This window comes from Actinomycetes bacterium (genome assembly GCA_036510875.1).
In the GTDB taxonomy this organism is placed as follows: Bacteria; Actinomycetota; Actinomycetes; order Prado026; family Prado026; genus DATCDE01.
In genome coordinates this window covers 1-11,518 of sequence record DATCDE010000172.1, presented here as the reverse complement: position 1 = coordinate 11,518, position 11,518 = coordinate 1, and the positions used below count along the sequence as shown (strand labels likewise).

The window sequence follows — 11,518 nt, the reverse complement described above, 5'->3', positions numbered from 1 at the left end:
CACCATCCGTTACCCGAAGGCCGCGTAACCATGTTCAGAAGACCGTCGATAAGCCGTGTGCGGGAAAACCGCACGCACGGTTTGAAAGGGGGATGGGGAACCAGGGCCGCTACGCGGCTCCTGCGCCCCTGACTACCAATGACCGAGTCGGGACGGACGGCGACGCTGGCCGGCCAGTTGGCCCGGCTCGGCTTCGCGGACGTCTCCAAGGCGGGGCGGCTGCTGTCCGACCCGGCGCTCGCCGCGCTGGCCGACCGGCCCGGCTTCCTGGACTCCGTCGGGTCGGCCCCCGACCCCGACCTGGCCCTGCTCGGGCTGGTCCGGCTGGTGGAGGCCGCGCCGGACGCCGAGCGGGCGGCCCTGGTCGAGTCGTTGGACGGCGACGAGGAGCTCCGCGGCCGGCTGCTCACGGTGCTCGGCACCAGCACGGCGCTGGCCGACCACCTGGTGCGGCACCCGGAGCACTGGCGGGCGGCGAGCGGCAGCGGGCGCCGCTCCCCGGTGCAGCTGCGCACGCTGCTGCTGACCGCCGTCCACGCCGACCCGAACGTGTCGACGCCCACGTCCGCGCTCCCGCCCGCCGAGGGCGCCGACGCCCTGCGGGTGGCCTACCGGCACGCCTTGCTGGCGCTGGTGGCCGGCGACCTCGCCGGCGGGGCGTCGCTGGAGGACGTCGGGGGAGAGCTCGCCGACCTGGCCGGGGCCACCTTGGAGGCGGCCCTGGCGCTGGCCCGCGCCGAGCTGCCCGACGGCGCCGAACCGTGCCGGCTGGCCGTGATCGCCATGGGCAAGTGCGGCGGCCGGGAGCTGAACTACGTCAGCGACGTCGACGTCATCTTCGTGGCCGAACCGGTCGACGGCGGTGACGAGAAGGCGGCCCTGGCCACGGCCACGGCGCTGGCCTCCGGCCTGATGCGGGCCTGCTCGGCGCAGACCGGCGAGGGCGTCATTTGGCCGGTGGACGCCGGCCTGCGCCCGGAGGGCAAGGCCGGGGCGCTGGTGCGGACGCTGGCCAGCCACCTGGCCTACTACCAGAAATGGGCCCAGACCTGGGAGTTCCAGGCGCTGCTCAAGGCCCGGCCGGTCGCGGGAGACCCGGCGCTCGGCGCCGCGTACGTCGAGGCGGTGGCCCCGTTCGTGTGGCGGGCGGCCGACCGGGAGCGCTTCGTCGAGGACGTCCAGGCGATGCGCCGCCGGGTGGAGGGCAGGCTGCCGGCCAAGGACGCCGACCGCGAGCTCAAGCTCGGTCCTGGGGGGCTGCGCGACGTCGAGTTCGCCGTCCAGCTGCTGCAGCTCGTGCACGGGCGCAGCGACGTGTTCGTGCGCAGCCCGACCACGCTGGTGGCGCTGGAGCAGCTGTCCACCCATGGCTACGTCGGTCGGGCGGACGCCGCCGACCTGGACCACGCCTACCGGTTCCTGCGCACCATGGAGCACCGGATCCAGCTGTTCCGGCTGCGCCGGACGCACGTGCTACCCACCGGGGAGGAGGACCTGCGCCGGCTGGCCCGGTCCATGGGCTACCGGTCGGACGCCGTGGCCGAGCTGGAGTCGGCCTGGCGCGCGCACGCCCGGCAGGTCCGGCGGCTGCACGAGAAGCTGTTCTACCGCCCGCTGCTCAACGCGGTGGCCCGGCTGGAGCCGGGAGAGGCCCGGCTCACCCCCGAGGCGGCCCGGCAGCGGCTGGAGGCGCTCGGCTACAGCGACCCGGCCGGGGCGCTGCGCCACCTTGAGGCGCTGACCTCCGGGGTGACCCGGCGGGCCGCCATCCAGCGCACCCTGCTGCCGGTGCTGCTCGGCTGGTTCGCCGAGGCGCCGGACCCCGACGCCGGCCTGCTCGGCTTCCGCCGGGTGTCCGACGAGCTGGGCACCTCGCACTGGTACCTGGGGCTGCTGCGGGACGCCGGGGCAGCCGCCCAGCGGCTGGCCTTGGTACTCGGCTCCTCGCGGTTCGCCACCGACCTCCTGCTTCGCGCGCCGGAGGCGGTGCGGCTGCTGGCCGACGACGAGGAGCTGGTGCCACGCGATCGACCGGCGCTCATCGCCGAGATGCTGGCGGCCGCCGGCCGCTACGACGACCCGGAGGACGCGGCCCGTGCGGTGCGAGCGGTGCGCCGACGCGAGCTGTTCCGGGTGGCCACCGCCGACCTGCTCGGCCGGCTGGAGATCGACCAGGTGGGCCGGGCGCTCAGCGACATCGCGGCGGCGACCCTGGCCGGCGGGTTGGACGCGGCGGTGCGGGCGGTCGAGGCGACGCTGGACGGGCCGCTGCCGGTCCGGTTCCTCATCGTCGGCATGGGCAGCCTCGGCGGCGAGCAGCTGGGCTACGGCAGCGACGCCGACGTCCTGTTCGTGCACGACCCGCTGCCGGACACCGGCGAGCAGCCGGCAGCCGAGGCGGCCCTGGCCGTGGCGACCACCCTGCAGCGGCTGCTCGCGCTGCCGGCGCCGGACCCACCGCTCAGGGTAGACGCGGACCTTCGACCCGAGGGCCGGCAGGGGCCGCTGGTCCGTTCGCTGGCCTCATACGCCGCCTACTACGACCGCTGGTCGCTGGTCTGGGAGAGCCAGGCGTTGCTGCGGGCCGAACCGATCGCGGGGGACGAAGAGCTGGGCCGGCGCTTCCTCGCGCTGGTCGAGCCGGTGCGGCACCCGGCGGATGGGCTGTCCGAGGCCGACGTGCGGGAGGTCCGGCGGATCAAGGCGAGGGTGGAGTCCGAGCGGTTACCTCGTGGCGCCGACCCGGCCGGTCACCTGAAGCTCGGGCCGGGCGGCCTGGCCGACGTCGAATGGACCGTCCAGCTGCTGCAGCTGCGGCACGCCGGGCAGCTCCCCCAGCTGCGGACCCCGCGCACCCTGGAGGCGTTGGTCGCGGCGATCGGCGCCGGGCTGCTCGACGAGGCCGACGCGCAGACTCTCTCGGCGGCCTGGCGGCTGGCCAGCCGGATCCGCAACGCCCAGCTGCTCGTACGGGGTCGGTCGAGGGACACGCTGCCCGGTGACTCCCGCGAACTGGCCGCCGTGGCCCGGGTGGTCGGCTACGCTCCGGGTCACACCGGAGATCTCGTCGAGGACTACCGGCGCGCGGCGCGTCGGGCTCGCGGTGTTGTGGAGAGAGTCTTCTACGCGTGAGCCAAGCAACCGACGTCAAGACCGAGGGCGCCTACCGGCGGGTGTGGGCCAATCGGGAGGCTCGTGGGCTCCTCGTCGCGCAGGCCACGTCCGAGCTGGGCGACCAGATGGCCCGGGTGGCCCTCGCGCTCCTCATCCTGGCGGAGACGGACAACCTGGTCCTGTCGGCGCTGACGCTGGCGGTGTCGTTCATCCCGGGCATCTTCGGGGCGGCGATCCTGGGGTCGCTGGCAGACCGGTTCCCGCGACGCCAGGTCATGTTGGCGAGCGACCTGTCCCGCTTCGTCCTGGTCGGGCTGCTGGCCGTGGGCGCCGCTCTCGGCTCGTCGGTGTGGGCGCTGTTCTCGCTGCTGCTGGTGACCGAGTTCGTCTCGATGCCGTTCCAGGCGGCTCGCGCCTCCCTGTACCCGGACGTGCTCCCCGACCCCGCAGACTTCATGACGGCTCAGGGCACCTCCCGCAGCGTGCACCTGGCCACTCAGGTGATCGGGTCGGTCTTCGGTGCGCTGCTCGTCGGCCTGATCAACCCCCAGTTCGCCCTGGCCGTCGACGCGGCCACGTTCCTGGCGTCGTACCTGGTGCTGCGGGCCATGGTGCGGCCCCGCCCCTCCGCCGACTCGGGTGGCACCTCGGCCCGGCGGTTGGCCGCTGACCTTCGGCGAGGGGCCGGTGAGCTGTTCGGGGACCGGGTGCGACGCTCGATCACCTTCCTGGCCTGGGGATCGTCGGTGTTCATGGTGGCTCCGGAAGCGGTGGCGCTGGCCTACCAGCCCGGTCTCTCCTCGTTCATGGGCGGGATCCTGCTGGCCAGCGTCCCGGCGGGCTCCGTGGTTGGGTTCGTGCTGCTGCGCCGCGTGCCGGTCCGCGACCAGGTCCGGTTGCTGCTGCCGCTGGCTGCGCTGGCCTGCCTGCCGCTGTTCGCCACGGCCATCAACCCGCCGCCGCTCGTGGCGGCTGCGCTGTGGTTCGTCTCGGGCATGCTCACCGCCTACGTGATCACGGTGATCGCCCTGGTCACGATGTTCACCGCTCGGGAACGGCGCGGCCGGGTGCTGGGCGTGGCTGCGGCCGGCTTCAACGCGGCCACGGTGACCGCGTTCGCGCTCGCCGGCTGGCTGGCCGGTTTCCCCCAGCTGGGGCCGGCCCGCACGGTCTCGCTGGCCGGCGCAGCCGGCCTGGTCATGATCGCTCTGCTGCGAGCCAGCTGGCCCACCGAGGAGATCGAAGCCGCCGTCTAGCGCGGCGATTCTTAGCGGGCTCTCAGCCCAGGATTCGGGCGTCGGCACCCCCAGGCGTTAGCGTGGGCGTACCGCCCCCACCCGTCTTTGAGGATTCCCGTGCGCCGCTTGCTCCCGGCCGTTGCCGCTGCCCTGGTCCTGCTCACCGCCTGCGGCTCGTCCGGCAGTGGCGGCTCGAGCGCCTCCGCCGCCCCCTCGGGGAACATGCCAGCGGTGAGCGGCTCGTACGGCGACAAGCCGACCCTGCGGTTTCCGAACTCCGAGCCCAGCAAGACCCTGCAGAAGCAGGTGCTCAGCGAGGGCAAGGGCGCCCCTGTGGCCAAGGGCGACCTGCTCGTCGCCGACTACCTCGGGCAGATCTGGAAGGGCAAGGTCTTCGACAACTCCTACGACCGCAAGCTGCCGGCTGCCTTCCCGATCGGCGTGGGCCAGGTCATCACCGGCTGGGACGAGGGGCTGGTCGGGGTCAAGGCCGGCAGCCGGGTGCTGCTGAGCATCCCGCCGGACAAGGGCTACGGCACGAGCGGCAACTCCCAGGCCGGCATCTCCGGCACTGACACCCTCGTGTTCGTCGTCGACATCGTGAAGTCCTACCCGGGAACCTCCGCGGGGGACCCGAAGGCCACCCCGCAGCCGGCGCCGACGACCGGCCCGCAGGTCACCGGCGCGCTGGGCAAGCAGCCCACCGTCACGGTGCCCAAGGGCAGCGTCGAGCCGAAGGCCGTCACGGTCACCGTGTTGGCCAAGGGCAGCGGGGCCCCCGTCAAGGCCGGCCTTGTTGTCATGCAGTACGAGGTCGTCGACTGGACCGGCAAGTCTGTGAGCTCGACCTGGAAGGCCGGGTCACCGGCCGGTGAGCCCAGCGGCGACGCCGCCAACCCGACAGTGTTCGACAAGCTGGCCGGGATCCCGATCGGCAGCCGGGTGCTCATGACCATCCCAGCGTCGTCGAGCCAGCCCGCGGTCGCCGTGGCCATCGACATCGTCGACCAGCCGGGTACCGCCAAGGAGGCGGCAGCCGGCCAGTAGCCCGGCGCCGCCCTGGGTCTTCTGGCCCATGGCCGCGGCCCGGCGTCGGCGCACCCTGGAAGGGTGCGGTTCCCTGGCGGACTCGCCCTGGTTTCGGCGCTGCTTCTCGCCACTGGTTGCTCGACGGGCTCGGTGACGCAGTCCGCGACCCCCTCGGCCGCGGAGCACTTCGCCGGCACCGCGGCCGACGGCGTTCCGGGGCTGACCTCCGACCTGTTCCTGCCGACGACCCGTTCCGGGTCGGTGCCGGTCGTCGTGCTGGTCCCGGGCGGCGGCTGGACATCGGCGGACCGTTCCGGGCTGCGGCCGCTCGCCGAGGCGCTCGCCGCGTCCGGCTCGGCGGTGGTCTCCACCACCTATCGGACGGCGTCGCAGGACGCCTTCTTCCCGGTCCCCGTCGAGGACGTCGTGTGCGCGGTGGACGACGCGGTCGCCAGGGTGATCGCCGCCGGTGTCACAACCGGACCGGTGGTGGTGGTCGGGCACTCGGCGGGCGCCCAGCTCGCGGCGCTGGCCGCACTCGTCGGTGACCGGTACCAGACCGGCTGCCCACGACCGGCCCGGTCGATCGACGCGTTCGTCGGGCTGGCCGGGCCCTACGACGTGGCGCTGCTCCCGGACGTGGCCGTCGCGCTGTTCGGCGTCCCGCCGTCCAAGGACCCACAGGCGTGGCGCGACGGAAACCCGCTCAGCTGGGTGAGCGAGCGACCCCAGCTGCCGGTGCTGCTGCTGCACGGGGACCTCGACACCACGGTCCCGCTGTTCTTCTCACGCGCCTTCGCTACCGCACTGGAGGACGGCGGCCACCCGGTGACGCTCACCGAGGTGGCGGGGGCCGACCACCAGTCGATCTACCGGCCCGAGCGGGCCGCCGCGCCGATCGCGGCCTTCGTCCGCACCCTGCGCTGAGCCGGTCGCGCGGTCTTAGCCTCCTCCTCCAGCGCCGCGAGGTCGACCACCAGGGTCGCGGCGTCCCGTAGTCGGTCGCTGAGTGCGTCGTTGCCGGGGCTGAGCACGGTGAGCGGCCCCCGGTCGGCGAGCATGGCGAAGATCCCGTCGTTGCTCACGACGACGACCTGGACAGCGTCGGATTCGATGTCGGCCGCCGCGTCGAGCAGCACGTGGTCGGCCAGGTCGCTGCCGTCGGGCACCGCGTGGGCCCGCGCCGCGAACTCGGCCAGGTGCGGGCGGGCGCGGGTGACGGCACCGACCTGACCGGCCAGCACCACGTGCTCGGCCTGACGGGCGAGGGTCACGACCACCGCCATCCGGGCCCGCCACCGCGTCGGCTCGGCGCGCAGGTTGTCCAGGTCGACCAGCAGGACCCGGGTGCCCGAGTCGGCCGGCCACAACGGCGTGCGCTCCAGCAGTGCGCACACCGCGTCGGCCAGCGGGCCGGCTTTCGTGGCGACAGGTGTTGGGACGTCGGCCAGGCGGAACCACTCGTACTCGTCCCACTCGCTCGGCCCGCCGCCCAGTCCCATGCCGTCATCCTCTCAGCCGGACGGCGGATCGTTCGCAGACGCAACGAGGGCCGGTCCCGAGGGACCGGCCCCCATCGCCCTTGGGCGGAAGGTCAGCTGGTCGTGCCGATTGGGTCGACGCTGGTCACTAGGGCGCCCATGTCGTGCACCCACAGCAGAACCTGCCGGGAGTCGTCCACCATGGTGGCGAACGCCTTGGCGTTGGTCCTGGGCGTGTCCTGGTTGCCCTTGAACACGACGTTGATGATCGTGTCGCGCACCGTCGTGTAGGTCCCGTCACCGTTGATCTTCAGGTCGGTGACGTACCCGGGGAACATCGTGGACCGGTCGTAGCTGAAGCCCTTGAAGCTCAGGTCCTGCTCAGCGAGCCCGAAGGCAGGCAGCGTCGGGAGCACCGTGTCAGCCGGGACCTTCAGAATGCGGTTCATATACTGGACAGCGTCGATCGTCTGCACGGTCGTCTTGTCGGCGGCCGCGGCGAACGCCGCTGCTGCCAGCTGCATGTGGTTCAGCCCACCGATTGGCAGGGTCGCGCCGGCCAGCGTCGTCTTCTCCAGCAGGGACTGGTAGATCGCCGGGCTCTGCAGTGGCGAGTCGATGGCCGCGTCGTTGGCGACGATCCGGCCGGATGCGTCCAGCGTCAGTGCTTGGCCGGTCAAGGCCGTGGCCACATCAGTGAGCTGCTTGGTGAGCACGCTCTCCGGGGAACGTCGCACGCTGAGCCGACCGAGGTCGGTCTCGATCGCGGTGTACCCGGCCTGGATGTCGCAGGCGACGGCTGGGTCCGAGCCACCGACCAGCGGGATCAGGAAGGTGTCAACGCCGTAGGGGTAGACGCCGGCGGTCGGTGCCGGAGTTCCGGTGTTCGTGTAGGTGATCGGCTGCACGCAGTCGACGTTCGCCGCCGCGTTGTGCACAGTGATCGGCACGCCGTCGACGTCGCGCAGCACCATGATGAGGCTGAGCCGCGTGATCGAGGACCTCGACCTGCTCGCGTCGGTGGAGTCCGGGCGGCCGACTTTGCGACGCGCCGCCTGCGACCTGGCCGAGATCGCGGCCGGCACGCTGGACGTGAAGGACGCGCAGCTGCGCACCTCGGAGCTTGTCGTGTTCCGGGACCTCGACGGCGCCATGGTCGACGTCGACCCGGACCGGATGCACCAGGTGGTCGGCAACCTGCTCGACAACGTGATCCGCTACTGCACCCCCGGCGACCAGGTGAGGGTCCGGACGTCGACAGTGGACGGCCGGGCGCTGCTGACCGTCGAGGACACCGGCCCGGGCATCCCGAACGCGGACCTGCCGCACGTGCAGTGGCGGCTCTACCGCGGCCAGAACGCGACCTCCGTCGTCGGCTCGGGCATCGGGCTGACCGTCGTCCGTGAGCTCGTCGAGGCGCACAACGGTTCGGTCGAGGTGGGCCCCGGGATGGACGGCCGAGGCACCCGGGTCCAGGTCAACCTGCCCGCGCAGTGATCCCGCGCGCGAGGTCGGCGGCGAGGTAGGCCAGCCCGTTCGTCGCCCAGTGTAGACCCATGGGGGCCAGCAGGCTGCCGCTGCGCAGCCGCAGCTCGCACAGCACGATGCCCGCGAAGGCGGCCCCGACCACCGCCAACGCCGTCCAGAACCCCGAGGCGACGGACCCGCCGCCGAACAACTCGGCGACAGCCGGGTTCGCGAGCCGGACGCCGGACGCCGGCAGCAGGTGCCACAGCCCGAACAGGCCCGAGGACACGAGGACGCCGGTGCGGTGGCCCCAGCGGCGCAGCCCCATCGCCAGCAGCGCACCGCGGAAGCCGACCTCCTCGACCAGGACCGTCCCCAGCGGAACGCGCACCAGCGCGTGGTACAGCAGGGTGCTTGTGGGCAGGTCGGCGCGACGGTCGAGGAAGGCCTCTCGGGTGAAGGGCAGGGCGACCCCCAGCGTGTACACGCCGGCGACGACCAGCGCGGCGGTCGCAGCCCAGCGCAGCCCGCGACGGAAGGTGCCCGGCCCCAGGCCGAGGTCGGCCCAGCTCGCGCCGTCCGACCGGGCCAGGGCCAGACAGGCGGCCGCGGTGACGACGCCGACGAGCACGGCGGCGCCCGGCAGCAGCCGGTTGCTCAGCACGTTGGACGCCCCGAGCACCCCAAGGGTGAGGACCAGGGGGACCGGTCCGCCCGGTCGTCGCATCAGGGGAGCACCTCCAGATCGAGGTCCTTCGGCACGCAGACCCGCGCGGCGGACCGTCCTACGGTCGGGGTGTGGAGCGTGACCGCTTCCTCGACTTGGTCCGTGGCTCCAGCATCCTCCTGGTCGTGCTCGGCCACTGGACGGTCTCCCAGTTCGGCTGGGACGAAGAGGAGCTCACCTTGACCAGCTCGTTGGGCGCCGCCCCCGGCCTGTGGCCGCTCACCTGGCTGCTCCAGGTGATCCCGCTGTTCTTCTTCGTCGGCGGGTTCGCGAACCGGCACGCGTGGGAGGGGGTGCGCCGGCGCGGTGAGGGGTACGCGGCGTATGTCGACCACCGGGTGCGCCGGGTGTTGGTGCCCACGGTCGTGCTGCTCGCGGTCCTCTCCGCGGTCTCGGTGCTCGGGGCGCTGGTCGGCGGGCTCGGCTTCGGCGCAGGCGGCGGGATCGTGCTGCAGCCGCTGTGGTTCCTCGGGGTGTACGTCGTCGTCATCGCCCTGACGCCGGTGACCTTGCGCTGGCACCAGCGCTGGGGCGGCTGGGTGGTCGTCGTCCTGCTGGCCGGCGTCGGGCTGGTGGACGTCATCCGGCTGGGGTTCGGGGTGGAGCCGGTGGCCTTCGCCAACGTGTTCCTGGTCTGGATCGCGGCGCACCAGTTCGGCTACCTGTACGGCGACGGCGCACTCACCCGTCCCCGCGCTGGGGCGCTGGCCGTGGGCGGGTTCGTGGCCCTGTGCGCGCTGGTGGGCTTCGGGCCGTACCCCGCCCGCATGGTCGGGGTGCCGGGGGACCAGCTGGCGAACATGAACCCGCCGACCGCAGCCATCGCCGCGCTTGCGGTGGCGCAGATCGGCATCACCGTGCTGCTGCGCCCGGTGGTGGCCCCGGCGCTGGAGCGACCCCGGCTGTTCGCCGTCGTCATCGCGGTGAACCTGTCGATCATGATGATCTACCTGTGGCACCAGGCGGCCCTCGTGTTGGTGGCTCGGGTGGGGCTGCCGCGCGGGCTGCCCCAGCCGGACCCGCCGACCTGGCAGTGGTGGCTGACCCGGCCATTGTGGTTCGGGCTCGCTGGTGCGGTGCTCGCGCTGATTGTGGTCGTGCTGCGTCCGGTCGAACGGCTGCGGCCGGTTCCGCCGGCGCCGACCGGTGTGGTGACGGCCATGGCCGCGGGGGTGGCCGTCGTGCTGCTGTTCGCCGGCATCTTGGCGTTGGCCGCGTGCGACGTGATGCGGCTGCTGGACACCCACCAGGCGCTGGGTTTCCTGCGGGTGGCGTCGGTGATGGGCCTGGTGTGCGTGGGGGTGGCCGGCTGGCTGCTCCGAGCCGCCCGGCAGGGTCCGAGTGCTGTCGTCGGCGCCGCGGTCGGCGGCGCTGGGCTGCTCGTCCTGGTTGCGCTGGCCTACGCGGTGGGCGCAGGACCGACGCCGCAAGACTCCGGGGCGGCGAGCCTGGTCGTCGTCCTGGCCGCGCTGCCGCTGGTGGCGGGGGTGTCCGCGCTGCTGCCGAGACGTGGGGCCAAGGCGTTGCGCTGACCACCGTCGGCGCCGGGACCAAAGTCCCTGGTGCGTCAGTGGGCTCTACCGCTGTGCTGGGCAGGTCTGCCCCATCAGAGTGCCTCCCCGTGGAGCAACCTCCCCCCGGACGCGGAGCGGCGCTCGCCGAGAACGCAGCAGCGCCCCGGAAGAAGGTCCGGGGCGCTGCTGCGTCCGGCCGTCAGCGGCACGCGCCGGGCAGCAGGGTCTGCCCCCAGATCCCGTCCAGGTCGGGGATGGCCACCGGAACGTCCTGCGTCTGGTCGTGGGCGTCGAGGACGACGAGGGTCACCTGTGGCAGCGGCCGGACGGAGACCGAGCAGTCGGAGCTGAGGCCGAACCGGACGTCGAACGACTGGCCCGGCGCCAGCCGCAGGGGCAGGTCCGGGCTGGGCCGGCCCGTGGGGTCGGTGGTGAGGGCGGCGCCGGGACCCGACACCCGGATCGAGGCCAGACCCACCGTGGTGCTGGCCTCGTTGGTCAGCACCACGGGTACCTCGACGACTGCGCGCCCCTGCACGACGGTCGGTGGCCCGCCGGCACCGGCGCCCAGGGAGACGCGGATGTCGACCGATGTGGCGGCTGCCGCCGCCGTCGTCGGGGGAGGAGGCGATGGCTGGGCGGCGTAGTGCGCGCCGAGCGCTCCCACCAGGACGCCGGCCAGTCCCACCGCGACGACGGTCGCCCACCATCGGCCGCGCGCGCTGACCAGGAATCGGCCGATGCGGCCCAGGTCATCCGCAGGTGAGCTGAGGATCTCAGGCTGCTCGTGGCCCGGCATGCTCGAAGGCTAGCGAAGCTTGGTTGACGGGTTCTTGACGTTGATCTTGAGTTTTCGGGCGGCGTTTCGGAGTCCGGATCGACGGATGTAGTCCGTTACCTGCGCGTCGATCGTGGCCAGGGACTGTCGCAGGGGTGGTGGTGCCGGTG

General features: G+C 73.0%; 10 protein-coding genes. 6 read left to right on the top strand and 4 right to left on the bottom strand.

Features of this window, described 5'->3' with window-relative positions; all coding sequences use genetic code 11:
- The first annotated feature begins 138 nt into the window (after positions 1 to 138).
- The 4 genes from VIM19_10010 (at position 139) to VIM19_09995 (ending at position 6,308) form a co-directional block, all read left to right on the top strand.
- Positions 139 to 3,132 (top strand): bifunctional [glutamine synthetase] adenylyltransferase/[glutamine synthetase]-adenylyl-L-tyrosine phosphorylase, encoded by a 2,994-nt coding sequence (locus tag VIM19_10010; GenBank protein HEY5185215.1) that lies wholly within the window; start codon positions 139 to 141, stop codon positions 3,130 to 3,132.
- Positions 3,129 to 4,370, top strand: coding sequence for an MFS transporter (locus tag VIM19_10005; protein HEY5185214.1), 1,242 nt, complete (start codon positions 3,129 to 3,131; stop codon positions 4,368 to 4,370). Before VIM19_10010 ends, VIM19_10005 begins: the two co-directional genes overlap by 4 nt.
- A 99-nt stretch (positions 4,371 to 4,469) precedes the next feature.
- Entirely contained in the window at positions 4,470 to 5,399 is a 930-nt protein-coding gene (locus tag VIM19_10000) for an FKBP-type peptidyl-prolyl cis-trans isomerase (GenBank protein ID HEY5185213.1), read from the top strand.
- A 63-nt stretch (positions 5,400 to 5,462) separates the two neighbouring features.
- A complete protein-coding gene (locus tag VIM19_09995) occupies positions 5,463 to 6,308 on the top strand; it encodes an alpha/beta fold hydrolase (protein ID HEY5185212.1) in 846 nt (281 codons plus the stop codon).
- Here VIM19_09995 and VIM19_09990 read toward each other — a convergent pair.
- Positions 6,251 to 6,883, bottom strand: coding sequence for a hypothetical protein (locus tag VIM19_09990; protein ID HEY5185211.1), 633 nt, complete (start codon positions 6,881 to 6,883; stop codon positions 6,251 to 6,253). The genes VIM19_09995 and VIM19_09990 overlap by 58 nt on opposite strands.
- A gap of 92 nt (positions 6,884 to 6,975) precedes the next feature.
- Positions 6,976 to 7,836, bottom strand: a complete 861-nt coding sequence (locus VIM19_09985) for a hypothetical protein (protein ID HEY5185210.1) — start codon at positions 7,834 to 7,836, stop codon at positions 6,976 to 6,978.
- A 16-nt stretch (positions 7,837 to 7,852) separates the two neighbouring features.
- Between VIM19_09985 and VIM19_09980 the strand changes: the two genes are divergently transcribed.
- Positions 7,853 to 8,359: an ATP-binding protein gene (locus VIM19_09980; GenBank protein HEY5185209.1), complete on the top strand. Its 507-nt coding sequence runs from the start codon at positions 7,853 to 7,855 to the stop codon at positions 8,357 to 8,359.
- Here VIM19_09980 and VIM19_09975 read toward each other — a convergent pair.
- Positions 8,340 to 9,056, bottom strand: coding sequence for a CPBP family intramembrane glutamic endopeptidase (locus tag VIM19_09975; protein ID HEY5185208.1), 717 nt, complete (start codon positions 9,054 to 9,056; stop codon positions 8,340 to 8,342). The genes VIM19_09980 and VIM19_09975 overlap by 20 nt on opposite strands.
- Positions 9,057 to 9,127: 71 nt before the next feature.
- On the opposite strand from VIM19_09975, the gene VIM19_09970 reads away from it, so the two are divergent.
- Positions 9,128 to 10,588, top strand: coding sequence for an acyltransferase family protein (locus VIM19_09970; GenBank protein ID HEY5185207.1), 1,461 nt, complete (start codon positions 9,128 to 9,130; stop codon positions 10,586 to 10,588).
- 181 nt (positions 10,589 to 10,769) lie between these two features.
- On the opposite strand, the gene VIM19_09965 is transcribed toward VIM19_09970, so the two are convergent.
- The gene (locus VIM19_09965) at positions 10,770 to 11,369 is read right to left on the bottom strand and encodes a hypothetical protein (protein ID HEY5185206.1); all 600 of its coding nucleotides are present in this window, start codon (positions 11,367 to 11,369) and stop codon (positions 10,770 to 10,772) included.
- Between the last annotated feature and the right edge of the window lie 149 nt (positions 11,370 to 11,518).